The sequence below is a fragment of the Bradyrhizobium sp. S3.7.6 genome (genome assembly GCF_054061875.1).
Genome location: NZ_JBSSEQ010000001.1, coordinates 7572021 through 7598192 on the forward strand (window position 1 = coordinate 7572021; position 26172 = coordinate 7598192).

At 64.6% G+C, this 26172-nt stretch carries 23 protein-coding genes; 15 read left to right on the forward strand and 8 right to left on the reverse strand.

The features are described 5' to 3' along the window. Positions 1-100: 100 nt before the first annotated feature. The 3 genes from ACVJ5M_RS36650 to ACVJ5M_RS36660 form a co-directional block, all read right to left on the reverse strand. Positions 101-1102 (reverse strand): NAD(P)/FAD-dependent oxidoreductase, encoded by a 1002-nt coding sequence (locus ACVJ5M_RS36650; protein WP_231145225.1) that lies wholly within the window; start codon positions 1100-1102, stop codon positions 101-103. 8 nt (positions 1103-1110) lie between these two features. Beyond that, complete coding sequence (locus ACVJ5M_RS36655; RefSeq protein WP_231144396.1) at positions 1111-3105, reverse strand: LodA/GoxA family CTQ-dependent oxidase; 1995 nt, start codon at positions 3103-3105, stop codon at positions 1111-1113. A gap of 69 nt (positions 3106-3174) precedes the next feature. After that, a complete protein-coding gene (locus tag ACVJ5M_RS36660; RefSeq protein ID WP_063984842.1) occupies positions 3175-3387 on the reverse strand; it encodes a hypothetical protein in 213 nt (70 codons plus the stop codon). 237 nt (positions 3388-3624) lie between these two features. Here ACVJ5M_RS36660 and ACVJ5M_RS36665 point away from each other — a divergent pair, with 237 nt between their 5' ends. The 3 genes from ACVJ5M_RS36665 to ACVJ5M_RS36675 all read left to right on the forward strand — a co-directional run bounded on the left by ACVJ5M_RS36665 (position 3625) and on the right by ACVJ5M_RS36675 (position 6099). Next, positions 3625-4812 carry a zinc metalloprotease gene (locus tag ACVJ5M_RS36665; RefSeq protein WP_354097058.1) on the forward strand — a complete coding sequence of 396 codons (1188 nt, stop codon included), beginning with the start codon at positions 3625-3627 and terminating at the stop codon, positions 4810-4812. A 9-nt stretch (positions 4813-4821) separates the two neighbouring features. Beyond that, positions 4822-5460, forward strand: a complete 639-nt coding sequence (locus ACVJ5M_RS36670; RefSeq protein ID WP_063984843.1) for a hypothetical protein — start codon at positions 4822-4824, stop codon at positions 5458-5460. 177 nt (positions 5461-5637) lie between these two features. Further along, positions 5638-6099, forward strand: a complete 462-nt coding sequence (locus ACVJ5M_RS36675) for a hypothetical protein (RefSeq protein ID WP_063984844.1) — start codon at positions 5638-5640, stop codon at positions 6097-6099. A gap of 94 nt (positions 6100-6193) precedes the next feature. Here the strand turns inward: ACVJ5M_RS36675 and cax are convergent, their stop codons facing one another. Beyond that, positions 6194-7294 carry a calcium/proton exchanger gene (gene cax, locus ACVJ5M_RS36680; protein ID WP_063984845.1) on the reverse strand — a complete coding sequence of 367 codons (1101 nt, stop codon included), beginning with the start codon at positions 7292-7294 and terminating at the stop codon, positions 6194-6196. A gap of 336 nt (positions 7295-7630) precedes the next feature. Then, positions 7631-8692, reverse strand: coding sequence for an isocitrate/isopropylmalate dehydrogenase family protein (locus ACVJ5M_RS36685; protein ID WP_231144394.1), 1062 nt, complete (start codon positions 8690-8692; stop codon positions 7631-7633). A 171-nt stretch (positions 8693-8863) separates the two neighbouring features. Between ACVJ5M_RS36685 and ACVJ5M_RS36690 the strand changes: the two genes are divergently transcribed. Beyond that, positions 8864-10252 (forward strand): MFS transporter, encoded by a 1389-nt coding sequence (locus tag ACVJ5M_RS36690; protein ID WP_063984847.1) that lies wholly within the window; start codon positions 8864-8866, stop codon positions 10250-10252. A gap of 4 nt (positions 10253-10256) precedes the next feature. Here the strand turns inward: ACVJ5M_RS36690 and ACVJ5M_RS36695 are convergent, their stop codons facing one another. Continuing rightward, the gene (locus ACVJ5M_RS36695) at positions 10257-11879 is read right to left on the reverse strand and encodes a B12-binding domain-containing radical SAM protein (RefSeq protein WP_231144393.1); all 1623 of its coding nucleotides are present in this window, start codon (positions 11877-11879) and stop codon (positions 10257-10259) included. A 320-nt stretch (positions 11880-12199) separates the two neighbouring features. Here ACVJ5M_RS36695 and ACVJ5M_RS36700 point away from each other — a divergent pair, with 320 nt between their 5' ends. The 11 genes from ACVJ5M_RS36700 (at position 12200) to ACVJ5M_RS36750 (ending at position 23473) form a co-directional block, all read left to right on the forward strand. After that, positions 12200-12649 carry a (2Fe-2S)-binding protein gene (locus tag ACVJ5M_RS36700; protein WP_028156974.1) on the forward strand — a complete coding sequence of 150 codons (450 nt, stop codon included), beginning with the start codon at positions 12200-12202 and terminating at the stop codon, positions 12647-12649. Between the two features lie 11 nt (positions 12650-12660). Next, a complete protein-coding gene (locus ACVJ5M_RS36705) occupies positions 12661-14847 on the forward strand; it encodes a xanthine dehydrogenase family protein molybdopterin-binding subunit (RefSeq protein ID WP_063984849.1) in 2187 nt (728 codons plus the stop codon). 46 nt (positions 14848-14893) lie between these two features. Continuing rightward, a complete protein-coding gene (locus tag ACVJ5M_RS36710) occupies positions 14894-16177 on the forward strand; it encodes an NAD(P)/FAD-dependent oxidoreductase (RefSeq protein ID WP_354099398.1) in 1284 nt (427 codons plus the stop codon). Then, positions 16170-16622: a sulfur oxidation c-type cytochrome SoxX gene (gene soxX / locus ACVJ5M_RS36715; RefSeq protein WP_063984850.1), complete on the forward strand. Its 453-nt coding sequence runs from the start codon at positions 16170-16172 to the stop codon at positions 16620-16622. Before ACVJ5M_RS36710 ends, soxX begins: the two co-directional genes overlap by 8 nt. Before the next feature lie 4 nt (positions 16623-16626). Continuing rightward, positions 16627-17094 carry a SoxY-related AACIE arm protein gene (locus ACVJ5M_RS36720; protein WP_063984851.1) on the forward strand — a complete coding sequence of 156 codons (468 nt, stop codon included), beginning with the start codon at positions 16627-16629 and terminating at the stop codon, positions 17092-17094. Continuing rightward, positions 17094-17411: a thiosulfate oxidation carrier complex protein SoxZ gene (gene soxZ, locus ACVJ5M_RS36725; protein WP_014497100.1), complete on the forward strand. Its 318-nt coding sequence runs from the start codon at positions 17094-17096 to the stop codon at positions 17409-17411. Before ACVJ5M_RS36720 ends, soxZ begins: the two co-directional genes overlap by 1 nt. Beyond that, positions 17408-18187, forward strand: a complete 780-nt coding sequence (gene soxA, locus ACVJ5M_RS36730) for a sulfur oxidation c-type cytochrome SoxA (RefSeq protein WP_063984852.1) — start codon at positions 17408-17410, stop codon at positions 18185-18187. Before soxZ ends, soxA begins: the two co-directional genes overlap by 4 nt. A 58-nt stretch (positions 18188-18245) precedes the next feature. After that, complete coding sequence (locus ACVJ5M_RS36735) at positions 18246-19595, forward strand: ABC transporter substrate-binding protein (protein WP_063984853.1); 1350 nt, start codon at positions 18246-18248, stop codon at positions 19593-19595. Continuing rightward, the gene (locus ACVJ5M_RS36740; RefSeq protein WP_063984854.1) at positions 19592-20530 is read left to right on the forward strand and encodes a carbohydrate ABC transporter permease; all 939 of its coding nucleotides are present in this window, start codon (positions 19592-19594) and stop codon (positions 20528-20530) included. Before ACVJ5M_RS36735 ends, ACVJ5M_RS36740 begins: the two co-directional genes overlap by 4 nt. After that, positions 20527-21381, forward strand: a complete 855-nt coding sequence (locus ACVJ5M_RS36745; RefSeq protein WP_371496096.1) for a carbohydrate ABC transporter permease — start codon at positions 20527-20529, stop codon at positions 21379-21381. The genes ACVJ5M_RS36740 and ACVJ5M_RS36745 overlap by 4 nt, the downstream gene beginning before the upstream one ends. Positions 21382-21541: 160 nt before the next feature. Next, positions 21542-23473, forward strand: coding sequence for a S9 family peptidase (locus ACVJ5M_RS36750; protein WP_063984855.1), 1932 nt, complete (start codon positions 21542-21544; stop codon positions 23471-23473). Between the two features lie 56 nt (positions 23474-23529). On the opposite strand, the gene ACVJ5M_RS36755 is transcribed toward ACVJ5M_RS36750, so the two are convergent. Next, positions 23530-25197, reverse strand: coding sequence for a regulator (locus ACVJ5M_RS36755; RefSeq protein ID WP_354099399.1), 1668 nt, complete (start codon positions 25195-25197; stop codon positions 23530-23532). A 4-nt stretch (positions 25198-25201) separates the two neighbouring features. After that, positions 25202-25906, reverse strand: coding sequence for a cysteine hydrolase family protein (locus ACVJ5M_RS36760; protein ID WP_063984857.1), 705 nt, complete (start codon positions 25904-25906; stop codon positions 25202-25204). Positions 25907-26172: the final 266 nt, after the last annotated feature.

Sequence of the window (26172 nt, forward strand, 5' to 3'; positions counted from 1 at the left end):
ATTGCTGCCACGATGACATCGTGCCCGTGGATGGAGGGTTGCGGAGGTATCAGTTCTCGGGGGCGGGCGGCGGAGCCCGATCGGCCCGCGAAATCATGCTTCATTGCGCGATCGTTCTTGCCGGGTCGGCCGATGACTGCGGCGCCGGAGGCATGGCGCCATAGACGCTGATACGGCCTGCTTCGCAGTGAAGGAACGTTGTGGCGACCGCGTCGGAATACAATCGCGCCGAGGTCGGGCTCAGCCGATCGGCCGACAACAGCGCACCCGTCGCGACCAAGGCGGACGACAATGCGTTGAACAGGCCCTGAGAGGCAATCGGATCGAACGCCATCGCCGCATCGCCCACTGCAATCCAACCTTCGCCCGCGGCCTCCGAGAGGAGGCAAGCAGACGCGTCCACGCTGAGCAGCGCATCTCCCGCCGATGTGCCGGATCTGCGAATGCGCCAAGTCTGCACACGCCCTTGCGGTCCATGGATGCGATAAGACCAGGTCGGTCCATCGCTGCTGTATTCGAGCCACGATGCGGAACCGGCCGGCGCGCCATCAGCCGCATCCTCGACCAGTTCGGCGACCATGCGATCCCGGGCGGCCACGCGCGCGCCCCGGCGCCGCGCAATCGCGGCGGCGCGACCCGTTGCATCGACGACGACCTCCGCAAGGACGACCTTCGCCCCAGCGCTATCACTCGCACGACAGATAACGCCGCGGTCCGGCGTGACGCCGATTGCGCGCAGCCCATAAAATGTAACCCCGACGGCGACAGCCTCGTCGCGAAGGCGCTCGTCGAAACGGGCGCGATCGACCACATACCCGACGCGGCAGGGATGACGCAGAAAGTCCTCGTAGTCCGACGCGCCCGAACGGTGTGTTCGCCGAATCCCGAGACAGGCTCGGGCGATCTCCGGATCGTCGAGCAGATGTTCAAGTCCCACCGCCGCGACAGTGACGAGCGAGGCCGGAGCAAGGAGCTCAAGCCGCGTCGTCGGCTTGACGCCGGAATCTGCGAGAATGACCGTGCGGCCCCTAAGGGCCAGCAGGCGTGCGGCGGTCAAGCCGGCAGGCCCCGCGCCGACCACGAGACAGTCGGTGCGCAGCACGTCCAAGGTCAGATCTCGCCCGGGCGATAGGTCCGCTTCGGCGGGGGAGCCGTCTTGCGTGCACCGCGCCGCTGCGCCAGGCCTGCCGTCGTCTGCGGCAAGAAAAGGCTCTCCATGTCTTCGACCGCGTGGTACTTCGGATCGGCCGTGACATCGATCGGCCCGTTGTTGTCGCGGCGTCCCTGCTCGACCCGCAGATCCTGCACCGGCAGAGATGCAGGCGCGTTCTTCACCGGCAACACCATGCCGAGCTCGGACCATTCCGCAATCATGTTCGACAGGCGGTCATAGTAATCGTTGCCGCGGATGTCGCGCAACCAGTCGACCCGGTTCATCAGGTGCTTGAAGGTCTGCTGTTGCGTCGCCTGGCCGAGAGGCGCGATGGCGGCCGCACGCAGATAGTTTCCGTCTGCCAGAACCTGATCCGGGGCACGCGGTCCCCAGAACGTCGGCATCGACAGGAACGTCGACGGGAAGTAGTCGGCCGCCGAATTGCACGAGGTATGATCGGTCTGCCAGGGCACGCCGAGGAAACGGGTGAGGCAGCCTGCGGCAACACCGTCGTGTGGGCCGTTCGCGCCGGTGCAGACCGCCGGCGTGAGAGTCCCCCCGAAGTCCTGCCGCGCTGGTTGCTCACCGGCCAGGACCTTCAGCCGATACGCCGATGTCCACATCAGCGGAATCCGCATCACCCATGTCATCTCCATCGCGGGATGGAACGGGCCGCCGAGACAATCGTGCAAGGATGCGCGCTCGAGATGCTTGACCTGGACCTCGGGAGGCAGGGCATCGAAGTCCTGCGCCTGCGGCGGCTGGTGCGACGGCCCGTCGGCGTCGAATGTTCCAGCAGCCCAGCGCTTGAGGTGCGCGTACTGGGTCTTCGTCACGGCAAGCAGCGAATTCGAAGGCTTCGGCGGACCTTCGAAGAATTGGTCGACCGCATCGCCGAACACCTGCGCTATCTGATCTTCGATCAGTGCGCCGCTCGCGCCTGGATCGCGAAACAACGCCAGCACGGCCGCGCGCCACGCCGCATTCGCAGCAGACGCGTCGTTGAGCTTGGCGAGGACTTGCGCATTCTGCGCGTCGAGCGGCGAGCCAAAACCATGAACGACGAAGAGCCCGTGGTTGACCCATTGCAGTCCGGTCAGGCGCTGAAAGATTGGTTGCACGTCGTTGACGAACGAGGTCTTGACCGGTCGTGGAATCCAGCCCTTGTCGTAGAACACCTCCCGCACCACGTCGTCCATCGTTACGAGACAGAACAGCCCCGGCGCGTAATTCGGCGGCGTAACGCAGACATAGCCGGGCTCCGCATCGATCGGTGCATGCCCCGCAAATGTCACTTGCGCCCGCACCGGCCCGTCGCTGACGTCATCGTGCCAACCTGGATTGTTGGCGAAAGTCAGGGGCCGGGTCCCTTTGCGGAACGGCCGCGAAACTCCATTGCCGCCGAGGAAGATCAGCCGCCCCTCCTCGTCGGTACGAAGCTCGCCGAGATAGACCGGCGAAGCCCAGAACGCGCCATCGTCCAGCCTGATCGGGCCAGCCCCCTGCCCCACGATGCTTCGCGGGGTTGGCGTGATGTCGAGCTTCCACCTGGCGTCCGGCAAAACCAGCTCGCGATTTCGCTGCAACGCGCTCTGGCTCAGCGGGCCGAGGTCCATTGCCTGGTTGAACTCGTACCAGCCGGCCTTGAGGTTTGCGATGCAGACGCGCCACTCGATCTTCGCGGACGCAGCGGTCACCTCCTGCACACTGCCGTCCTTCATGTGGGCGTAGATGCGGAAGCGCGCGGCTTGCCGCTTGATCTCTCCGTTCGCGGTGCGAAAGTCCTCGACAAAGCGAGCCGGCTGTTCCGGCGTCGTGCCGGGCAAGGTCGACGCACCGCCGATCATCTCGGGGCCGATGACGTAGTCGCCGGCGCCTTGCGCGTTGCCAACGCGGGCGACGCCGATGGGCGGATAGACTTTCAACGCTGCAATTGCGTTTGGATCGATCATCGTCTGACCTCGATATCAAAAGGGATTGTCCAAAAACGGAGGCGTCGCACGAGACTTGCCGCGAGGCCATCAGCGCGGATGGTCCGGCTCGTCGATCGGCTGTCCGTTCAGGCTGCGCCTCACGGCGGCGGGCTTCTCGCCGGCCTCGATCCGCCGCCTCTGGAATTTGTCGATGAACGAGGCGCGGATGTCCTCGATCGGCTCGAACTCCGAACGTGGCGGCGCGGTGCTCTGCGGAGCAGCTGCCGCGCCGAGCCCACGCGACTGAAAGCGATGCAGCATCGAACGTCCTCCGCGCAAATAATTCGCCGCAGAACTTGCTGTGCGGGGGCCTTTCGCGACCGGCTCCGACAACAGGCTATGTCAACCGCGCTGCGTCCAAATGACCGATCCGCAGGGTTGGCTTTGTTCAATTATAGCGAGTAGTATAGTATCAATGTAGACCTAAAGTCCACGCGACAAAGCGAAGCTCGCGTTACGGGTCATCAAAGCCGGAACAACACCATGTGCATGATGTGCGTGCATCGCGGCTCGGGCGTTCCCAGACTCAAACCTCGCAAGCGCCGCCCGCTCGGCCTTGCTCAGCCGCAGACCGGCGTGCAGGTGCGCGGCGTCGAGATCGTCCAGTGTGTTCAGGACGTGACGAATTCGGTGCCGCTGGTCGCCGATAAGGCGACGCTCGTTCGCCTCTATCTTGAGCCGACTTCGGTGTCGCAGCCCGGTCAGATCACCGCGGAAATTGCGTGGAGCCGGAGCGGCGGAGGCGACACGTTCGTCCCGGCCCTCAACTCGCTTCGGGTGGACCCGGGCTCGCCCTTCAGTCTCCGCGAACAGCGGGAAGACATCGACAAGAGCCTGAACTTCCGCCTGCCGGCCGCGGCCATCGGCGCGGGCACACTCAACTTGCGCATCAGCCGCATCTTTCAGCCCGGAGGCGGCGACCTTCCGGCGGCGGCGTTCAACATCGCGCCCGTAACATTCGCGGCGGCGCCGCCGCTGCGCATCCGGGTGATCGGTCTTCGATACAGGGCGGGCACAACGACCGTCACCCCCGCTGCGGTCCACTTTTCGTATCTCAAGTCGTTTCTCAACCGCGCCTATCCTGTCGCCGCGCTCGAATGGTCCCACATGGTGGTGGACGCGGATTTTGCCGCGCCGTTCGACGACTCGACGGTCGATCTCGCCAATGCCCAGATCGCCGCGCTGCGAAGCCGCGAGGTGAGCAGCGGCGTCGACCCGCGCACGCACTATTACGGTCTCGTCGACGATAACGCGTCCAACAACTTCATGCGAGGAAAGGCGTTCGCCATTCCGGGCACGCCCCAGCCGGACACCGTCGCTTCCGGACCCGCGGGCGTGCCGAACGGATTTGCCGGCGATCGCGACGCGTCATACGCCGACTGGTACGGCGCTCACGAACTCGGACATACGTTCGGCCGGTTTCATCCGGGATTTCCCCCCGCCGCGCAGGACGCGAGCGATCCGACATTCCCTTATGAGAACGGCTGTATCAGCAAGCCGGACAACAAATATGTCGGTGTCGACACCGGGGATCACGAACTCGGCTTGCCGGCCGCTGCGTTGCCGGGGCTCACATATCACGACGTGATGACCTATGCAGACAACCAGTGGCTATCGGCGTACACTTACCAGGCGATAATGACCCGGCTTTTGGAAGAGGACGCCCTCGGTCCGCCGGTCGCTTAGGAGGATCCGATGAAGACCGAAATCAAGACCGGATCATTCGTTCACGTCGTCGCCACCATCAACAAGACCGCTGGTGACGGCAAGATCATGTATGTGAACCCGTCGGTCTCCACCATCGCGTCGGACGCCGCCACCGACAAGGATGTGGAACTCGTGGCTTACGACGGCACCGGCAAGGAAGTCTACCGTGAGCCAGTCGTGATCCGCCGGTCATCTGCTGAACCCGACCGGCCGAACGAAGTCGGTCTGATTCAGGCGGACCTTCCGCGGGTGAGCGGCATGAAGTCGGTAAGCCTCCAGCTCAAGGGGAAGGAGATCAGCCGGTACGAGGCCGGGGCGGCACCTCCCGGGCCGACCGCAGGCGCCACCTTCGGACTTGAGCTCGCCGGGGCTGCGGCAGCCAGCCGGCGACCATTGAGGATCGACCAGCTCGGCGGTTTGCAGCCCGTCGCCGGCGTGACCTACTCGGTCCAGGTCAAGCCGGACAACAAGTCGACGTGGGACACGATCGCTGTGAGTCGCCCCACCCCCGAGGTGGACGTCGATCGCAATCAGTTCGCCGGCGCCAAACGTGCCGCGGTACGCGTGTTGCGAACGACCGGATTCGACGAAGAAATCATCGCGGAAGATACGGTCGACTTGAAGTAGCCGCCCGCAAGGAGCCTGCGCGTGCTTACCGACGGCATCGCACATTGATCCCGTCGAGGTCCAGGCCGGATACGCCGTCGACGCTTGATCTGGATCAAACCCGCCGCGGCATTGCCATCCCGGAATGGGTACGACCGCGCAGAAAGCGCCGCCCGTAAGCCAAGGAGATGATCGATCATGACATCCTCGAATTCCCTGCGTACCTTCGTTCTCGCCGGAGCCGGCGCCCTGCTATCAGGCACAATCGCTCAGGCCGGGCCGATCCCGACGCATCTTTCGACGATGAAATCGATGGTCGATCAGACCACCACCGAAGTGCGCTGGGTCGGCGGCTGGCGCGGCGGCGGCTACGGCTATCGCGGCGTCGGCTGGGGCTACCGCGGCGGCTGGGGTTATCGCGGCTACGGCTATCGCGGCCTCGGTTACGGTGTGGCCGCCGGCGCGGTCGTCGGCGGCGCAATCGCGCGGAGCGCCTATTACGGCGGCTATGGCGGGTACTACGGTGGCTACTCTGGCGGTTATCCCGCCTATGGCTATGGCTACCCGGCCGCATCGTATTACGGTTATGGCGGCGGCAATTACGGCTATGGCTATGGCGGCGACAATTGCCCGCCCACCGGCAGCTACTGGGCCTACTAGCGGGAAACGTATTCGCCGCTTCGGAGGATGGCTCGCCACGGGCCGCCATTCTCCGATGAGCCAATTCACCCCTGTGCCGGCGGGCGAGTGCACCTCATCCCTCGCCCGCCGGCGGGACGACATACAGCGTCAGCGCAAACACCGCATAAATGAAAATCATCAGCGCGCCGACGAACCATGCCGAGCGTCCACTGGTGGTGATGAAGGTCGCCGTGACTGTTGCGATCATCACCATGGTGACGGCGCCAGGCCAGAACTGAAGGTTCATTGGCGTCGGTCCCACGACATAGCTGAGCAGCACGAGCGCGGGTGCAACGAACAGCGCGATCTGGGAGGCGCTGCCGAGCGCAATGCTGACGACCATGTCGAGGCGGTCCTTGCGCGCAGCGGCAAGGGCAACTGCAAATTCGGCAGCGGCGCCAACCAGCGAAACGATGATGAACCCGACGAAAGCCGGACTCATGCCGAAGGTTTCCGCCGCCTTCTGCACCGATTCCACGAAGATCTCGCTCACCAGCGCCACCAGCACGGTGACGGCCAGCAGCGTCCCAACGGCTAGCCCGATCGGCCAGTGCGCTTCCTCCTGCTCGCCGTGATCGACGCTTGCGAACAATTCCTTGTGCGTCCCGAGCGAGAACCACAGGCCAAGCGCGTAAGCCGCGATCAGCAGGACTGAAATGCCGACGCTAAGCTTGTGAATGACGCCTCCGTCCTGCGGCAAATGCTCGAGGTCGGCGACTGCCGAGGGGGCCAGCAGGGCGACTGTCGCCATCAGCAACAGGCCGGACGACAGGCGCGCGCCGGCGCGGTTGTACTCCTGCACGTGGTAGCGCAGGCCGCCGAGCAGCAGGCAGGCGCCGAGCATGAATGTCGCGTTGGTGACGATCGCGCCGGCAATCGAGGCCTTCACCAGCATGTACTCGCCTGCCCGCAGCGCCGTGATGGCGATGATCAGCTCCGTCAGATTGCCGAGCGTTGCGTTGAGCAGCCCACCCACGGCATCGCCGGTCCTGGCGGCGACCGCTTCGGTGGCGTGGCTGAGCAGCGCCGCCAGCGGCACGATCGCAAGCACGGCGAGCACGAACAGCAGCGTGTGGGAATGCGGGGCGACCGCCTCCGCCACCAGCACGATGGGCACGAAGACCAGCATCCAGAGCAGAGGTGTATCCCGGATTTCCCTGAGCAGGGTTGTCATATGGGCCGCCCTTTCCATGGAAGCGTTGATGGAAAGGTCCGGCGGCGCCGCGGGGTGAGTCTTGATCTGGCTCAAGCGGGCCAGAGGAGACGGGCCACTGGACGTCAGGAAGCGGACGTCGCGCATGATGAGAATGCGCCCTTGTCCCCGACCGCTGGCACGATAGCATCATGCCAGTGTTTTGCCCGACGGGTCAACGTGATCACTGCCACGAAGGTCGTCGCGACGCGCTCCGAAAATCCCTTATCGATCAAGGAGCCTTCTACTGTGCATGGGGTTGTTTTTCGAGTTTTTGTGTTGGCCCCCAAAAAAATCGCAGGCATCCGCGACGATGGCTCACTCCGCCTGCAAGACCTCTGCAATCGCAGCCCCCGCCGCGATGGTGCCGAGCTTGCCACCGACGTCGCGCGTCGCCCTGCCCTCGCCGATCGCCTTCGCCACCGCGGCTTCGATCGCACGCGCCGCTTCCTCGTAGCGGACGGCGCCGCTCTTCTCGCCATGCCGGGCCAGCAGCAACGCGGTCGACAGGATCAGCGAGACCGGATTGGCAACGTCCTGCCCCGCGATGTCAGGTGCCGAGCCGTGCGCGGCCTGCGCCATGGCGTAGCGATCACCGACATTGAGCGAGCCGCCGAGGCCGAGGCTGCCGGAGAGCTCGGCCGTGAGATCGGACAGGATGTCGCCGAACATGTTGGTGGCGACGATGACGTCGAAGCGATCGGGGTTGCGCACGACATGCGCCATCATGGCGTCGACCAGGATGTCGTCGACTTCGAGGCCGGGATAGCCCTTCGCCGCCGCGCGGCAGATGTCGAGGAACATGCCGTCGCCGATCTTGAGCACATTGGCCTTGTGCACGATGGTCAGATGTCTTCGCCGCTTCATCGCCAGACGGCAGGCGGCGTGCGCGATACGCTCGCAGCAGAGGCGCGTGATCCGGCGCAGCGAGATCACGACGTCAGGCGTGACCAGCATCTCGCCATTGCCCTGTTCCATGTTGCGGTCGGCGTAGAACCCTTCGGTGTTCTCGCGCACGACGACGAGGTCGAACTCGCCAAGCCGGCCAGGCCGCCCCGCATAGGTGCGCGCCGGCCGGACATTGGCGTAGAGGTCGAGGCTCTTGCGAAAGTGCCTGGACGGGTTGATCTCGCCATGGGCCTCGTCCTTGAAGTCGAAGGTCGCGGTCGGCCCCAGGATCAGGCCGTCGGCGGCGCGGACGATGTCGAGCAGCTCGGGGCGCACCGTCGTGCCTGATAGCTTCAGGCTCGCATGCCCGACCGCGTGCTCCTCGAGGCGCAAGTCAAGCTGGAAGCGCTCGGAGGCCGCGCGCAGCACGCCCGATGTCGCGGTCGTGATCTCCGGTCCGATGCCGTCACCGGGCAGAACGACGATTTGCATGGTGATCCCCCAAGATTGCAGCAGTTGGCGCGATCATACGCCAGCCGCCGGCCGCATCGCCTGACCTTCGCGCATACACAGCATGCAAGCATATGCCTGTGGAAGCGGCCTTCGGCGTAGTACATGCCAAAAGTCCCCTTTCACCACGCCGCCGGAGCAACGCGCCAGGCAATGACAATCACGTTACCTGCCGCCGCGCGCGAGCCCGATCATCCCATTGCCGACGGCCTTCCGGCCACGCAGCGGCGCTGGGCGATCGCCGCCATCTTCACCGCGCTGGCGATGGCCTCCCTCGACACCGCGATCGCGAATATCGCTCTGCCAGCCATTGCCGCCGATTTGCACGTCACGCCGGAGCAATCGGTCTGGGTGGTCAATGTCTACCAGATCGCGCTGGTGGCGACCCTGCTGCCGCTCGGTGCGCTCGGCGAGATCGTCGGGCACCAGCGCATCTATCTCGGCGGCCTGATCCTGTTCACCATCGCCTCGCTGCTCTGCGCGGTGGCGTGGTCGCTGGACAGCCTGCTGGTCGCGCGCACGCTGCAGGGCCTGGGCGCCAGCGGCATCATGAGCGTCAACACGGCGCTGGTGCGCTTCGTCTATCCCGGCCGGATGCTTGGCCGCGGTTTTGGCCACAACGCGCTCGTGGTCGCGACCGCCTTCACCATCGGTCCATCGATCGCCTCTGCCATCCTCGCAGTCGGCCCGTGGCCGTGGCTGTTCGCTGTCAACATCCCGTTCGGCCTCGTCGCGATCGGGATCGGCTTTGCAATGCTGCCGAAGACGCCGCGCGCCGATCACGGCTTTGATTTTCTCGGCGCGGTCCTTGCGTCCGCCTGCCTCGGCCTGTTCATCACGGGCATCGGCAGCGCCGCGCACAATCTGTCGCCCGTCGTCGTGGGCATCGAGCTGATCACGGCCCTCGCACTCGGCTTCATCCTGACGCGCCGGCATGCCGACCATCCCGCGCCGATGCTGCCGATCGACCTGTTCAGCCGGCCGATGTTCGCGCTGTCGGCAGCGACCGCGGTGTGCTCGTTCGCCGTGCAGGGCCTCGCCTTCGTCTCGCTGCCGTTCTATTTCGAGGACGTGCTCGGGCGTTCGCAGGTCGAGACCGGCTTCTTCATGACGCCCTGGCCGCTGGTGGTCGGCATCATGGCGCCGATCGCGGGGCGCCTCTCCGACCGGCACGCGGTCGGCCTGCTCGGCGGCATCGGGCTCGTGCTGCTCGGCCTCGGCATGGCATTGCTCGCGATGCTTCCGTCCAATCCTGCCATCCCCGACATCATCTGGCGGATGGTGATCTGCGGCATGGGGTTCGGCTTCTTCCAGGCGCCGAACATGAAGGCCGTGATGTCGAGCGCGCCGCCGCACCGCAGCGGCAGCGCCTCCGGCATCGTCGCCACCGCGCGGCTGACAGGGCAAACGACGGGAGCCGCACTCGCGGCGCTGTGCTTTGCGCTGGCCGGTCACGATGGCGCGACCGTCGCTCTGGGGCTCGGCGCCGGCTTCGCCGCGCTCGGCAGCGTGATGAGCTTCCTGCGGCTGGCGGTGAAGTAAGCCTTCAGGCCAGGTGCCGGGCTGCGGTGGTGTCGAGCGTCGCAGCGGTCGGGATGACCGTCTCGTCATCGAGCGCAGCGAGGCGCCCGTCGATGGCTTCGATGACCTTGCGCGAGAACGGCCCGAGATGCGCATAGGCGGCAATCATCTGCACCGCGATCCGTGCCGATGACGTGTCGCGCTTGGCGCAGTTCATGAAGGTCTGCCACAGCGGCCCGCGCGCTTCGGGAAGGGCGGTGACAACGCGGTGCACCGTCTCCATCGCCCCGACCCGCGAGCGGATGTCGCCCTCGGCGAGCTCGGGGCGCTGCCTGGATCGGTCGAGCAGCGTCATCAGGCGGTCGACGCGTCCTGCGTAGGCGGCGGGGCTGTAGATGTGCTCCAGCACCCGCTTGTAGTCCGTCAGGATGTCGCGCAACGGGCGGACCGGATCGAAGTTGATGCCGTCCGTGCACTGATCGGCGCCGATGGTCGGCGCCAGATCGTGGCCCGGATGCAGCCGGCCTTCACGCTCGAGTCGGCGCGTGAGCTGCGTGTTCGGCAACGCATAGAGCAGGCCGACCATGGCGACGGGAATCGCGGCCTCCTCGATGAAATCGATCATCGCTTCCGCCATCGAGACCTTCTCGGTGTCGAAGCCGACGATGAAACCCGCGGTGACGAGCATGCCGGCGGCATAGATCTTGTGGATGCTCTCGGCGATGTTGCGCCGCGTGTTCTGCTTCTTCCGCATCGCGACCAGCGTTGCAGGGTCCGGACTTTCGATGCCAACGAAGATGCCGAAGAAATTGGCCGCGCCCATCAGCTCCAATAGCTCGGGATCGTCGGCCAGGTTGACCGAGGCCTCGGTGGACAATTCGAAGGGATAGCCGTGCGCGCGCTGCCATTCGGCGAGCTGGGGCAGAAACTGCCGCAGCGACTTCTTGTTGCCGATGAAATTGTCGTCGACGAAGTCGAGATGGCCGCGGTAGCCCATCCGGTAGAGCGTCTCGAGCTCGACAAACATCTGCTCGACCGTCTTGGTGCGCGGCACACGGCCGTAGAGCTCGATGATGTCGCAGAACTCGCAGGTGAACGGACAGCCACGCGAATATTGCACACCGAGGTAGAGATAGTCCTCGAACTTCAGGAGATCGAAGCGTGGCACCGGCGTCTTTGTTACGTCGGCCTGGAATTTCGGCGCAGTGAAGACGCCGGCGCGGGCCCCGCTTTCCCAGGCCGCGATGAACTCGTCGATGACGCTTTCGGCCTCGCCGAGCACCCGGAAGTCGGCCTTCTCGTAGATGTGCGGGCTGGAGGTGGGATCGGGTCCGCCGACGACCACCGGCTTGCCGGCGGCGCGGCAGAGTTCGATCAGGCGCAGCGTATCGGCCTGCTGCGGCAGCATGCCGCCGGTGAACACGACGTCGGCCCAGGTGAGATCCTCGTCACCCAAGGCTTGCGTGTTGCAGTCGATCAGCCGGACCGTCCAGTCCTTCGGCAGCATCGCGGCCACCGTGATCAGGCCGAGGGGGGCCGCGGGTCGCTTCACACCCATCAGCTCGCAGGATTCGCCAAAGCTCCAGAACGACTCCGCCAAGAACAGCGGATAGAGCATCAATACGTTGCAGCGCTGCGGTACGTTCATGGAATCCCTTTTTGCTTCGTCCCAGTGTACCAGAGCGCGTTCGTCTTGCACCCCGGTAAAAAGGACAAACTGTCGCCGCAATGGGAACTGCCCGGAACGCGCCGGGCGTCGTTCCGAGCCACCTCTTGGCGCCGGGAGAGGCTCATCCGGCCGCTTGGACGGCGATTTCGGCGGCAACACCGCGCTCCCGACATTCTTCCCCGCGCATGCCAGCCTCGCTGTTGGCCACCCCTCGGACTATTGATTTGAACAGTTCCAATTTGCCAGACACATTGTTCCCTGAGTCCGATCGGTGGATTGGGCCAATCAGGGGACTTGCGATGGCAAACCTAACAATCAACGGAAAAACCTTCACGCTCGACGTCGAGCCGGATACGCCGCTGCTCTGGGCGATCCGTGAGAATGCCGGCCTGACCGGCACCAAATATGGCTGCGGCATTGCGCAATGCGGCGCCTGCACCGTTCACATGGACGGCGTCGCCATCCGTTCCTGCGGGATTTCGGTCAGCGAGGCCGAAGGCAAGAAGATCACCACGATCGAGGGGCTCGCATCCGGCGACACGCTGCACAAGGTGCAGGCAGCCTGGATCGCCAAGGACGTTCCGCAATGTGGCTATTGCCAGAGCGGCATGATCATGGCGGTGGCCGCACTCCTCGCCGAAAAGCCGAAGCCGACCGACGCCGACATCGACGAGGCCATCACCAATATCTGCCGCTGCGGCACCTTCCAGCAGGTGCGCGAAGCGATCCACACGATCGCCAGCGCCTGAGGAGCCGTCCCATGAACAAGCATGTTTCTCCCAAGATGAACCGTCGCGCCTTCGTCATCGGCACCGCCGCTGTCGGCACCGGCCTCGCGATCGGGCTCGATCTCCCCTTCGGTGGCCCCGCCGTGGTCCGCGCGGCCGACGGCGCGCCGGAAGTCAACGCCTGGGTCGTAGTCAGGCCCGATGACACCGTCGTGATCCGCATCGCCCGCTCCGAGATGGGCCAGGGCTCGCTCACCGGCCTCGCCCAGCTGGTCGCCGAGGAACTCGAATGCGACTGGTCGAAGGTCACGACCGAATATCCGACCCCCGGCCAGAGCGTCGCCCGCAAGCGCGTCTGGGGTGATTTCTCGACCGGCGGCAGCCGCGGCATCCGCTCGTCGCAGGACTATGTCCGCAAGGGCGGCGCCACCGCGCGCGTGATGCTGATCGAGGCCGCCGCGAACGAGTGGAAGGTGCCGGCCTCCGAATGCACCGTCGCCAAGGGCGTCATCACCCACAAGGCGTCGGGCAAGACGACAACTTACGGCAAGGTCGCCGAAGCCGCCGCCAAGCTGACGCCGCCGGCCGACGTCAAGCTCAAGGATCCCAAGGACTGGACCATCGCGGGCAAGGGCCTCTTGCGGCTCGACACCGCCGACAAGACCACCGGCACGATGATCTACGGCATCGACGTCAAGCTGCCGGGCATGCTGAACGCCGCAATCAAGGACTGCCCGGTGTTTGGCGGCAAGCTGAAGAGCTATGACGAAGCCAAGATCACCGGCATGAAAGGCGTCAAGAAGGTCGTCAAGGTCGGCGATACCGCGGTTGCGGTCGTTGCCGACACCTGGTGGCACGCCAAGACCGCGCTGGAAGCGCTGCCGATCGTCTGGGACGAGGGCGAGAATGCCAAGGTCTCCAGCGAGTCGATCGCGAAGTGGCTGGCTGAGGGCCTCGACGACGCGCAGCCGGCCTATGTCGGCAACAAGAACGGCGACGTCAAAGCCGCGATTGCCGGCGCAGCGAAGAAAGTCGAAGCCGTCTACAACTACCCCTACCAGAACCACGCCACCATGGAGCCGATGAACGCCACCGCGCTCTACACGGCCGACAAATGCGAGGTCTGGTGCGGCACGCAGAACGGCGAAGCCGTCTTCGCGGCGGTGCTGGAGGCCTCCGGCCTGCCAGCGGAGAAGTGCGACGTGTACAAGGTGATGCCCGGCGGCGGCTTCGGCCGGCGCGGCCAGACCGACTACGTCCGCCAGGCGGTCATGATCGCCAAGCAGATGCCGGGCACGCCGATCAAGCTGTTGTGGTCGCGCGAAGAGGACATGGCGCACGGCAGGTATCACCCGATCACCCAGTGCAAGATGACCGGCGCGTTCGACGCCAACAACAATCTGGTGGCGCTGCACTACCGCCTGTCCGGGCAGTCGATCCTGTTCTCGCTGCGCCCCGAAGCGCTGCAGAACGGCATGGATCCGGCCGCATTCCAGGGCGTCGCCCAGTCCGGCGAAGCCGCGTTCGGCTATTCGGTGCCGAACCTCCTGATCGAGCATGCGATGCGCAACCCGCACGTTCCGCCCGGCTTCTGGCGCGGCGTGAACGTCAATCACAACGCGATCTACATGGAATGCTTCATGGACGAGCTGGCCCAGGCCGCAGGTCAGGACCCGCTCGAATTCCGCCGCAAGCTGATGGGCAACCATCCCAAGCATCTGGCGGTGCTCAATGCCGTGGCCGAGAAGATCGGCTGGGACAAGCCGGCGCCGCAGGGCGTCTATCGCGGCATCGCGCAGGTCATGGGCTATGGCAGCTATGTTGCCGGCGCCGCCGAAATCTCGGTGACCGACGGCAACAAGATCAAGGTGCATCGCATCGTCGCCTCCACCGATCCCGGCTACGTCGTCAATCCGGCGCAGGTGGAGCGGCAGATCGCCGGCTCCTTCGTCTATGGCCTGTCCGCGTTGTTCTACGGCGGCTGCACCGTCAAGGACGGCAAGATCGAGCAAACCAACTTCGACACCTACAACTCGATGCGCATCAACGAGATGCCGAAGGTGGAATCGGTGATGGTGCCGAGCGGCGGGTTCTGGGGCGGCGTCGGCGAGCCGACCATCGGCGTCGCGGCGCCGGCGGTGCTCAACGCCTATTTCGCGGCGACGGGCAAGCGCATCCGCTCGGTGCCGCTGCGCGACCAGAACATCACCTTCGCCTGAGAAACGCCGCGGCGGCTGCAACGGCCGCCGCGGCATTTTTGCCTGGATGATCCTGATGACCACGCGCCCGGTGACACGGCGGAATGCCGTGCTCGGCATCACCGCGGCCGCCGCAACGCTGGCGCGGCCATCGGTCCCGCGTGCGCAGTCGGCAGCACGTATCGTCGTGGTCGGCGGCGGGTTCGGCGGCGCGGCCTGCGCCCGCGCGCTGAAACGCGCGCAGGAAAACCTGCAAATCATCCTGATCGAACCGAACGCGGTCTTCACCTCCTGCCCCTTCAGCAACGAGGTGATTGCGGGCCTGCGTGAGATCGACGCGCAGCAGTTCGACTATGACAAGCTCGCCGCCGAGGGCATCACCGTGATCGACGAGGCCGTCACCACAATCGAGCCGCAGCGGCGCAGCGTCGTGACGACCGACGGCGTCGCGCTGCCCTATGACCGTCTCGTACTCTCCCCTGGCATCGACTTCCATTTCGAGGCCCTGCCCGGCTATGACGAAGCGGCATCCGAGAAAATGCCGCACGCCTGGAAGGCCGGCGCGCAGACGCTGCTGCTGCGCAGGCAACTGGAGGCGATGGCGGACGGCGGCACGGTCGCCATCGCCATCCCGGCCAACCCGTCGCGTTGCCCGCCGGCGCCCTACGAACGCGCCAGCCTGATTGCGCATTACCTGAAGACGAAGAAGCCGCGCTCGAAGGTGCTGGTCCTCGATGCCAAGGACAATTTTTCGCAGCAGCGGCTGTTCGAGAAGGCGTGGAAGGAGCTCTATGGCGACATGATCGAGCGTATCGCGCTGTCGCAGGGCGGTCGCGTCACCTCGGTCGATCCTTCGACAAGGACCATCATCACCGAGTTCGGCAACTACACGCCTGATGTCGCCAACGTCATCCCGCCGCAACGCGCCGGCCGCATCGCCGAGATCGCGGGCGCGGCGGATGCGACCGGCTGGTGCCCGATCGATCCCGTGACATTCGAGTCGAAGCTCGTCCCGAACATCCATGTCATCGGCGACGCCTGCCTCGGCGGCGGCATTCCCAAATCGGCGTCGGCCGCGAGCGCACAGGGCAAGGCCTGCGCCGCCGCCATCCTCAACCTGTTCGCGGGCCGCGCGCCGGAGACGCCGCGGCTGACCGGCGTCTGCTACAACACGGCCGCGCCCGGCTACGGCTTCTCGCTCGCCGGCAATTACCAGCCCAGGGGCGACATCTTTGCCGAGGTCGAGGGCGGCGCGACCAGCCCGGTCGATGCGCCGCGCGAGCTGCGCGCCCGCGAGGCCGCGGAGGCAGAACGCTGGTTTCAAACCATCACGGCGGACACCTTTGGCTAGAGCATTCCTTCATATCGCAGCGCTGATCGCCGCCGGCGTTGCCCTGGCTTGCGGCGCAAGAGCCGACGAGCTCGTGCGCTACAAAATCATCGGTGACACCATCCCGGAGCCGCTCACGGGCTCACCAGCCGATCCCGCGCGTGGACGCGCGCTGGTGGTTGCGCGCACCACGACCTGCATCCTTTGCCATTCCGGTCCGTTCCCGGAGGCGCGGTTCCAGGGTGACCTCGCACCCGATCTCACCGGCACCGGAAACTGGTGGTCGGCGGGCCAGTTGCGGCTGCGGCTGGTCGATGCATCGCGCTACAACCCGCAGACCATCATGCCGTCCTATTATCGCAACGACGGGCTGGTCCGGGTCGGGCGCAATTTTGCCGGCAAGCCGATATTATCCGCCGCGGAGATCGAAGACATCGTGGCCTTTCTTGTAACGCTTCGGAACTAGCTTCATGCCAACCACGCGACGACAATTCCTGAGTATTGCAGGCGGCGCGACGGTCGCCGGGACGATCCCGATCGTCACGCTGCGACCGCTGGAAGCGACGCCCGCGATGCTCAGCACCGCCATCCGCAACGTCGTCGGCGAAGCCCAGATTCGCACCGGCAAGGTCAAGCTCGACATTCCGCCTCTGGTCGAGAACGGCAACACGGTGCCGATGACGGTGAGCGTCGCAAGCCCGATGACCGCAAACGACTACGTCAAGAGCATCCACGTCTTCAACGAGAAGAACCCGCAGCCGAACATCGGCAATTTCTATCTCAATCCCTCCTCCGGCCGCGCCCAGGTCTCGACCCGGATCCGGCTCGCCGACACCCAGAAGGTGGTGGCAATCGCACGCATGTCCGATGACACGTTCTGGCAGGTCGCCGCCGACATCGTCGTGACGCTGGCCGCCTGTACCGAGGAGATGAACTGATGGCCGCGCTCATCAACGTCCCGGCAAAAGCCAAACGCGGCGATGTCATCGAGATCCGCACGCTGACCTCGCACATCATGGAGACCGGCTTCCGCCACACCGCGGACGGCGCGCTGGTGCCGCGCGACATCATCACGAGCTTTACGTGCCGCTACAATGGCACCGAAGTTTTCCGCGCCGACCTGTTTCCGGCGATCGCGGCCAACCCATACCTCTCCTTCTTCACGGTCGCGAAGGAGAGCGGCAAGTTCGAATTCGAATGGATCGGCGACAACGGCTATTCGTCGACCGCATCGGCCTCGATCACGGTCGAATGATCTTTTGGCGCGCGATAGCGGCGGCAACATTGTTGGCCGCGGCCCCTGCCCTGCTCGCCGGCGAGATTCCGCCGGACGCGCGCCGCTCCGGCTATTCGTTCATGGGGCCGGACACGCGCGCGATGCAGGATGACGACACGTCCAATCCGGGCATGCTTTTCGTGCTCGACGGCGAGGCGCTCTGGGCGAAGAAGGCCGGCAGCGCCGACAAGGCCTGTGCGGACTGCCACGGCGATGCAACGACCAGCATGAAGGGCGTCGCGGCGCGCTATCCGGCCTTCGACAAGGCGCTGGCGCGCCCCGTCACCCTCGACCAGCGCATCAACCTCTGCCGCGCCAATCATCAGCAGGCGCCGGCGCTGCCCTACGAGAGCCACGACCTCCTGGCGCTGTCCGCCTTTATCGCCCACCAGTCCCGCGGCGTCGCGATCTCGGCCGGCGATGATCCGGAGCTGAAGCCTTTCGTGGCGCAGGGCCGCGACCTCTTCATGCGGCGCGAGGGTCAGCTCAACCTCGCCTGCACCAACTGCCACGACGACAATTTCGACAAGCGTCTTGCGGGCGCGCCGATCACGCAAGGACAGCCGACCGGCTATCCGCTCTACCGCCTGGAGTGGCAGACGTTGGGGTCGATCGAGCGAAGGTTGCGCAGTTGCATGACCGGCGTACGCGCCCAGGCCTTTGATTACGGCGCGCCCGAGCTGGTCGCGCTTGAACTCTACCTGATGTCGCGGGCGCGCGGCCTGCCGATGGAGACGCCTGCCGTGCGTCCCTGAGTCCCCAGATTAGGACTAGGCAGGCGTGGCACGGCCGTTAGTATCCCTCCCAAAGAAAATGAATCAGAGGGAGGGATTTGACGTGGCCAACCATAACATCTCGCGCCGCACGCTGTTGACGGGGACCGCCGCGGCTGGCGCGCTCAGCCTGACCGGACTACCGGCACGCGCCGAGGTCAACTGGAAGAAATACGCCGGGACCAAGCTGGAGGTGATCCTCGCCAAGGGTCCGCGCGGCGACAACCTGCAAAAAAACATCAAGGAGTTCACCGAGCTCACCGGCATCCAGGTGGAATCCGAACAGATCCCCGAGCAGCAACAGCGCCAGAAAGTGGTGATCGAGCTGACCTCGGGCCGGCCGAGCTTCGACGTCGTCCATCTCAGCTATCACGTGCAGAAGCGGCAGTTCGAGAAGGGCGGCTGGCTGGCCGACATGACGCCCTTCATGAAGGATCCGACGCTGACGGCGCCCGATCTCGTCGAGAGCGATTTCTCGGCCGCCGGCCTGCAATACGCCAAGAACGACAAGGGCCAGATGCTGTCGCTGCCCTGGTCGGTCGATTACTTCATCCTCTACTACAACAAGGAGTTGTTCCAGAAGAAGGGCGTCGCCGTCCCCAAGACCCTCGACGAGATGGTCGCGGCCGCCGAAAAACTGACCGACACCAAGGAAGGCACCTACGGTTTCGTCGGACGGGGCCTGCGCAACGCCAACATGACGTTGTGGACCAACTTCTTCCTCGACTATGGCGGCGAATTCCTCGACGCCAAAGGCAACATCCTCACGGACGGCCCCGAGGCGGTCGCGGCGACAAAGCTCTATCAGACGCTGCTGACGAAGGTCGCCCCGCCAGGCGTCGCCGGCTTCAACTGGATGGAGTCGATGGCCTCGTTCACGCAAGGACGTTCGGCGATGTGGATCGACGGCGTCGGCTGGGCGCCGCCGCTGGAGGACCCCGCCGCCTCGCGCGTCGTCGGCAAGGTCGGCTACACCGTCGTGCCGGCCGGACCGAAGGGGCAATATTCGGCCACCTATGGCGACGGCATCGGCATTGCCGCGGCGAGCAAAAACAAGGAAGCCGCCTATCTGCTCTGCCAGTGGGCGGTCTCGAAGCAGCAGGGCGCACGGCTGTTGCAGGCCGGCGGCGGCGTGCCGTTCCGCAACTCGATCCTCGGCGATCCCGAGGTCCAGAACGGCGTGAAGATGCCCAAGGAGTGGCTGCAGTCGGTGATCGATTCTGCCAAGATCAGCAAGCTCGGCCTTCCCGTCGTGATCCCGGTCGCCGAATTCCGCGATCTCGTCGGCGCGGCCCTCACCTCGACACTATCGGGCGCCGATCCCGCGACCGAGTTGAAGAAGGCTCACGATCAGTACCGGCCGATCCTGGAGCGCAGCGAAAAAGCGTGAGTGCGTTGACACAATCGACTCCGGCCGCGGCACAGTCTGATGCCGCGCCGGAGAAGGCGTTGCGGCCGCCGTCCTACTGGCCGTTCGTGGTGCCGGCGCTGGTCGTCGTGCTCGCGATCATCATCTTCCCGTGGGTCTTCACCATCTGGATGAGCCTGAACGAGTGGAAGGTCGGCTCACCGACCACCTTCGTCGGGTTTTCCAACTATCTGCGGCTGACGAGCGATCCCCGCTTCATCGAGGCGGTGGGCCACACCATGGTCTACACTTTGCTATCGGTGCTGCTGCCGCTGATTCTCGGCACGTTCGCGGCCGTCGTGTTTCACCAGAAATTCGTCGGCCGCGGCTTTCTGCGCGGTATTTTCATCATGCCGATGATGGCGACCCCCGTCGCGATCGCGCTGGTCTGGACCATGATGTTCCACCCGCAGCTCGGCGTGCTGAACTACCTCTTGTCGCTGGTCGGGATCCCCGCACAGCTCTGGGTCTTCCACCCCGCGACCGTCATTCCCTCGCTCGTGCTGGTCGAGACTTGGCAATGGACGCCGCTGGTCATGCTGATCGTGCTCGGCGGCCTCGCCGCCATCCCGACCGAGCCTTATGAAAGCGCGCAGATCGACGGCGCCAGCTTCTGGCAGGTGTTCCGCTTCATCACCCTGCCGCTGATCATGCCGTTCCTGTTCATCGCCGGCATGATCCGCATGATCGACGCCGTGAAGAGTTTCGACATCATCTTCGCGATCACGCAGGGCGGACCGGGCTCGGCGTCGGAGACGATCAACATCTATCTCTACAGCGTAGCCTTCACCTATTACGACCTCGGCTACGGCTCGGCGATCGCGGTGGTGTTCTTCCTCCTCATCGTCGCCCTCGCGGCCGTGATGCTCTATGCCCGCCAGCGCATGCTGTGGACCGAAATCGCGAGCGGCGCATGAGCTCAAGTCAAGTCAACCCAAGTCGAATCAACCTACGTCAGGTCATTGGCAGGATCGGTCTGTGGCTCTCGGTGTTCGTCATCGTGTCGCCGGCGATCCTGTTCTTCCTCTGGATGGCGTCGCTGTCGCTCAAGTTCGAGGTCGACAATGCCGCCTACCCGCCGGTGTTCATCCCCGATCGCATCGCCTGGAAGAACTACGCCGACGTGCTCGCTTCCAACCGCTTCCTGACCTATTTCGTCAACAGCCTGATCGTCACCGGCGGCGCGACCACGCTGGCCCTGCTCGTCGGCGTTCCCGCCGGCTACGGCATCGCGCGCATGGCCGCGCACAAATCCGCGATCGTGATCCTGATCGCGCGCATCACGCCCGGCCTGTCCTATTTGATCCCGCTGTTCCTGCTGTTCCAGTGGCTGGGATTGCTCGGCACGCTGGTGCCGCAGATCATCATCCATCTCGTCGTGACGGTGCCGATCGTGATCTGGATCATGATCGGTTACTTTGAGACGACACCGATGGAACTGGAGGAAGCCGCCCTGATCGACGGCGCCACGCGGTGGCAGGTCTTTCGACACGTCGCCCTGCCGATCGCCAAGCCCGGGATCGCGGTCGCCTTCATCCTCGCCGTGATCTTCTCCTGGAACAATTTTGTGTTCGGCATCGTGCTGGCCGGACGCGAGACGCGCACCCTGCCCGTTGCCGTCTACAACATGATCTCGTTCGACCAGTTGAGCTGGGGTCCGCTGGCCGCGGCCGCGCTGATCGTCACTCTCCCGGTGCTGCTGCTCACAGTGTTCGCCCAGCGACAGATCGTGGCGGGGCTCACGGCGGGGGCGGTCAAGGGCGGGTAGCTGCGCCAATCTCAATCCTCTGGGGAGCGCACTCTTGCGCGCTTCCCGCGCCACGAGCACGCGCTCTACTTGGAGTTGACGCAAGGTTTTCGCGTGTATATGCTACATACCGTAGCACTACGATGCGCGATGGAAGTCGCGCCTGCGTACGAGACGCCACATGTCAGCTCGCCCTCTGATTCCGCGCCGAAAACTGTTTGGCAATCCGACCTACGTCGGCACCAAGTTGTCACCAGATGGGCAATGGCTGTCCTGGCTCGCCCCTGTCGATGACGTTCTGAACGTCTGGGTTTCTCCGGTCGACAGCATTGCGGCGGGCCAGCCCGTAACACGCACCACGGGCCGACCAATCAACTGGCAGAGTTGGAGCCCGGACGGCCGCTACATCATGTTTCTCAACGACGAGAACGGCGATGAGAATCTGCGCCTGTTCGTCGTCGATCCCCGCAGTTCAGAGCTCCGGGATCTCACGCCCTTTGCCAATGTCCGAGCGATGCCGACGCACTGGTCGCACATGGTTCCTGACAAGATTGCAGTCAGCCTCAACGATCGCGACCCGCGCTGGCACGATGTCTACGTGCTCGACCTCGCAACCGGCGAACGCAGCCTGGTTTGGGAAAATCGCCAGGAGTTCCATTACGTCGGGCTCGACTGGCAGTTGAAGCCGCGCTACGCGCACAGCAACGCGCCTGACGGAGGCACACGGCTCTGGCGTATTGACGACGGCGAGGTCACGCATTGGCGCGATACCTCATACGAGGCCTACATCAGCACCCGGCCCTGGAATTTCGACGCGGAGGGCAACTACCTCCATATGACTTCGAGCGTCACGCACGACAAGTCGGCCCTGCTAAGCATCAACTGGTCGACGGGTGACGAACGTGTCTTGTTCGCAAGCGACCGCGCCGATGTGACGGGAGCCATATTCAACACCCGGACACTCGAACCCGAAGCGGTCTGCATCGATCCCGGTCGGCAGGAATGGACGGCTTTCACGCCTGCGATTGCGGCCGAGCTTGATCTGATCAAGGCGCGACTACGCGACCACGCGTTTTATGTTGAGAGCCAAACCGACGATGGCCGCCGATGGATCGTGGCGAGCCACGCGCCGGATCAACCCATCACATATCATCTCCTTGACCGCGACAAGCAGACCATCACCGAGCTGTTTTCGGCGCGCCCCGAGCTGAAGCCCTACCGCCTCGCTTCGATGCAGGAAGTGCAGGGCAAATCGCGCGACGGCCTGCCCCTCGTCTCGTACCTCACGCTGCCCGCCGACATCGATGGTGATCGCCCGCCTCGGCCGCTGCCGATGGTCCTCATCGTCCACGGCGGTCCGTGGGGACGGGATATCTACGGCTATCGCAGGGATCACCAATGGCTGGCCGATCGCGGCTACGCCGTGCTTTCGGTCAATTATCGGGGATCGACGGGCTTCGGCAAGGCGTTTGTCGCGGCGAGCGAGAAGGAGCATGCGCGAAAGATGCACGACGATCTCATCGACATGGTCGATTGGGCGATCGCCGAAGGCATCGCGCAAAAGGACAAAGTCGCGATTTTCGGCCTGTCCTACGGCGGCCTGGCCTCGTTCGTCGGCGCAACCTTCACGCCGGACGTCTTCTGCTGTTCCGTGCCGGTCGTCGGCATCTCCAACCTGCAAACCCTGCTGGAGTCGATGCCACCCTATTGGGCCGGCTTTGCGGAATTCATGTATCGCAGCTACGGCGATCCCCGCACCGAGGAAGGCCGTAAGCTGCTCGCCGAACGTTCACCGATCAACAAGGTCGACAACATCAAGAAGCCCATGCTGATCTTTCATGGCGCCAACGACGTTCGCTGCAAGATCGCGGAAAGCGACACCATCGCAGCGGCTATGCAGGCGAAAGGCATTCCCGTGACCTACATCGTCTATCCCGATGAGGGGCACGGATTCCAGAGGCCGCCGAACCAGCTCTCCTATCTCGCAATTGCCGAGGCGTTCTTTGCACGGCATCTGGGTGGCGCCTGCGAGCCCGTTGGCGAGGATTTCCGGGGATCCAGTCACGAGGTTCGTGCCGGGGCCGATATCCTGTCCGATCTGGGCGTCGCCTAAAAAAACGCCGCCGGGCGACATGGTGTCACCCGGCGGCGATCAATACTGGCCGATGCCTACTCCGCCGGCGCGGCGTGCATCTCCGGATGGGCGGCGTAGCGCTCGGTGGCGCCGAGCTTGCTGGCGGAAAACAGTCCCGCCGCCATCACCGCGTAGGCGAACGCCACCGCGGGCGTGACGCCGAAGCCGCCGCCAATACCCACGGCCTCGCCATGCATGAAGCCGAAGTAAGTGAGCACGGCACCGACCAGCGCGAAGGCCGAGGCCTTCTCGAAGTCGCGCTCGATGATGAAGACACCGATCGCACCCAGGATGAGGCCGCCGAGGATGGAGCCGCCGCCCATCACCTCTAAGCCGTGATAGAACACGCCCTGCTGTGGCAATGCTGCGATCGCCGCGGCCTTGACCGCGTCGGCCTTGTCGGCGGCGAGACCGCCGACAGTGGTCGCCGCCATCATGGTCGAGCCGAGCATCGTGTCGATCTGGAGCTTGGCCCAGGCAGCAAGATGCGGCGTCAGCGCCAGCACGATCGCGGGCGCGTGCTTGACCGGTGTGGTCTGGAACGCCTGCGCGCCGATCAGCATGCCGATATAGAGCAGGATCGGCGAGATCGCGACGACGGGCACCAGTGCCAGCAGCACCGAGATGATGCCGAACCAGGCCAGCACCACCACCATGATGCCGGTCGCAGCCGAATAGCCGATGCGGCCGCCCATCGCCTTCCAGCCGGGATGACCGATATAGACGGCGTTGATGAAGGGGTTGCCCATCAGGCAGCCGATCAGGCTGACGACGCCGTCGGCGGTCAGCACCCGCGTGGTGGGATATTCGTCGCCGGCCGCTTCCGCGCTCTCGACATTGTCCATGGCCTCGACGAGGTCGTAGATGCCGAAGGGAATGGCGGTAACCAGGATGACGCCTAGGAATTCGAAGCCGGAGAAGACATAGCCTATCGCCGGAATCGGCACCGAGAAGCCGAAGTTCGCGAAAGCGTCGCCGACGCCCTTGACGCTCAGCCCACCGAGACCGAGGCCGAACAGGTTCGAGCCCCAGGCGATGACCATGCCGACCGCGATCGCGACGAGGCCTGCGGGAATGCCGCGCCAATATTTCACGCCGCCGAACCAGCTCACCAAGATGATGGCGAAGCAGACCAGGCCGATTTGCGGCGTCATGTACATCTCTAACGCCGGACGCATCGAGATGAAGGTGACGGAGACGCCGGCGAGCGTGCCGAGCAGCGCCGCGCGCGGCGTGATCTTGCGGATGAACGGTGCGATGAAGCCGCCGATCATCAGGATAAAGCTCTGGAAGAACACCCAGACGAGGCCGGCCGACCAGCCCTTGAGCGGATCACCGGTCTTGATCGTGATCGGCAGCATGATCACGAAGGTGACGATGAACATGTGCGGTACGCTGACGCCCGAGGGCAGTGCGCAGACGTCGTTACGGCCCGTCTTCTGCGCCAGCCGATAGGCGAGATACGCGTAGTAGAAGGTGGAGAGACACATCATCAGCCCGAGCGCGGGCAGGATGCGGCCGAACACGAGACTATCAGGCATCTTCAGGACGAAGCGCAGCAGGCCCGTGAGCACCAGCATGTTGACGAGGATGTTGGTGCCGAAGCCGAAGAACGCGTTCCAGTCGCCCGATGTCCATAGTGCCGGCTTGAACTCGGACTTGCTCAGATCAGATTTACCGGCCGTCCCCGTCAATGTGCTCATGACATTACCCCTGTGTGGTCGAAGTCTTCATTGCCTCCAGTACTGCGGCTGAGTCCGCGACCCAGCCGAAGATGCCGCCCTGGGCCTTGATCATCTTCAGGCCCATCTCGTGAAATTGCGGGAAGTAGGATGCGCAGCCGTCCGAGATGACGACACAGCGATAGCCGCGGTCATTGGCCTCGCGCACGGTGGTGTTGACGCACACTTCCGTTGTGACGCCGCAGACGAGCAAGTTCTCGATGCCGTATTTCTCCAGCACGTCCGTGAGCTCGGTGGCGTAGAAGGCACCCTTGCCGGGCTTGTCGATCACGACTTCGCTGTCGAGCGGATAAAGCTCGGGAATGATGTCGTGGCCGGCCTCGCCGCGAATGAGAATGCGCCCCATCGGGCCGGGATCGCCGATGCGCAAGGACGGCGCGCCGCGCTCGACTTTTGCGGGCGGCGCGTCGGACAGATCAGGTAAATGCCCCTCGCGCGTGTGGATCACCAGCATGCCGGTGTCACGCGCCGCCTTCAGCACCGCGCCGATCGGCTTCACCGCGCGCGCGAGCTGGCTGACATCGTTGCCAAGCGTCTCGCCGAAGCCGCCCGGCTCCATGAAATCCCGCTGCATGTCGATGATGAGAAGTGCGGTGGCAGGCCAGTCGAGCCTGATCGGCTCGGGCTCGGCGCTGATGACGCCCAGTGTCGGCTTGGTTGAGTTCAACATAACTCAAGGCCCCCGCGAGAACTCTCTTTGCCAGGAGTTCTGCAAACGCCGTGCCATTGTGTACAATAGCGGTGGGGCACAGGCCGCGAGAGAATTTGCTGCGCACTCAGAAGGTTACGTCAGCGGCTGACGGCTGCTTATTCCCTGTGCGACGGCTTTGCGACGTGCAGTTGCTTAAAGGATGAGCGGGCAGCGACGGACTCGCTCGCCGTCATTCCGTGGCGACGCGACAGCGTCGAGCCCGGAATCCATCGGGCCGCAGTACG

What these genes read in the sequence shown, in the direction of transcription:
- ACVJ5M_RS36655 (WP_231144396.1), bottom strand. Translation starts at nt 3,105, where the DNA reads ATGATCGATCCAAACGCAATTGCAGCGTTGAAAGTCTATCCGCCCATC.
- ACVJ5M_RS36660 (WP_063984842.1), bottom strand. Translation starts at nt 3,387, where the DNA reads ATGCTGCATCGCTTTCAGTCGCGTGGGCTCGGCGCGGCAGCTGCTCCG.
- ACVJ5M_RS36670 (WP_063984843.1), top strand. Translation starts at nt 4,822, where the DNA reads ATGAAGACCGAAATCAAGACCGGATCATTCGTTCACGTCGTCGCCACC.
- ACVJ5M_RS36675 (WP_063984844.1), top strand. Translation starts at nt 5,638, where the DNA reads ATGACATCCTCGAATTCCCTGCGTACCTTCGTTCTCGCCGGAGCCGGC.
- cax (WP_063984845.1), bottom strand. Translation starts at nt 7,294, where the DNA reads ATGACAACCCTGCTCAGGGAAATCCGGGATACACCTCTGCTCTGGATG.
- ACVJ5M_RS36685 (WP_231144394.1), bottom strand. Translation starts at nt 8,692, where the DNA reads ATGCAAATCGTCGTTCTGCCCGGTGACGGCATCGGACCGGAGATCACG.
- ACVJ5M_RS36690 (WP_063984847.1), top strand. Translation starts at nt 8,864, where the DNA reads ATGACAATCACGTTACCTGCCGCCGCGCGCGAGCCCGATCATCCCATT.
- ACVJ5M_RS36695 (WP_231144393.1), bottom strand. Translation starts at nt 11,879, where the DNA reads ATGAACGTACCGCAGCGCTGCAACGTATTGATGCTCTATCCGCTGTTC.
- ACVJ5M_RS36700 (WP_028156974.1), top strand. Translation starts at nt 12,200, where the DNA reads ATGGCAAACCTAACAATCAACGGAAAAACCTTCACGCTCGACGTCGAG.
- ACVJ5M_RS36705 (WP_063984849.1), top strand. Translation starts at nt 12,661, where the DNA reads ATGAACAAGCATGTTTCTCCCAAGATGAACCGTCGCGCCTTCGTCATC.
- ACVJ5M_RS36710 (WP_354099398.1), top strand. Translation starts at nt 14,894, where the DNA reads ATGATCCTGATGACCACGCGCCCGGTGACACGGCGGAATGCCGTGCTC.
- ACVJ5M_RS36720 (WP_063984851.1), top strand. Translation starts at nt 16,627, where the DNA reads ATGCCAACCACGCGACGACAATTCCTGAGTATTGCAGGCGGCGCGACG.
- soxZ (WP_014497100.1), top strand. Translation starts at nt 17,094, where the DNA reads ATGGCCGCGCTCATCAACGTCCCGGCAAAAGCCAAACGCGGCGATGTC.
- soxA (WP_063984852.1), top strand. Translation starts at nt 17,408, where the DNA reads ATGATCTTTTGGCGCGCGATAGCGGCGGCAACATTGTTGGCCGCGGCC.
- ACVJ5M_RS36735 (WP_063984853.1), top strand. Translation starts at nt 18,246, where the DNA reads ATGAATCAGAGGGAGGGATTTGACGTGGCCAACCATAACATCTCGCGC.
- ACVJ5M_RS36745 (WP_371496096.1), top strand. Translation starts at nt 20,527, where the DNA reads ATGAGCTCAAGTCAAGTCAACCCAAGTCGAATCAACCTACGTCAGGTC.
- ACVJ5M_RS36750 (WP_063984855.1), top strand. Translation starts at nt 21,542, where the DNA reads ATGTCAGCTCGCCCTCTGATTCCGCGCCGAAAACTGTTTGGCAATCCG.
- ACVJ5M_RS36755 (WP_354099399.1), bottom strand. Translation starts at nt 25,197, where the DNA reads ATGAGCACATTGACGGGGACGGCCGGTAAATCTGATCTGAGCAAGTCC.
- ACVJ5M_RS36760 (WP_063984857.1), bottom strand. Translation starts at nt 25,906, where the DNA reads ATGTTGAACTCAACCAAGCCGACACTGGGCGTCATCAGCGCCGAGCCC.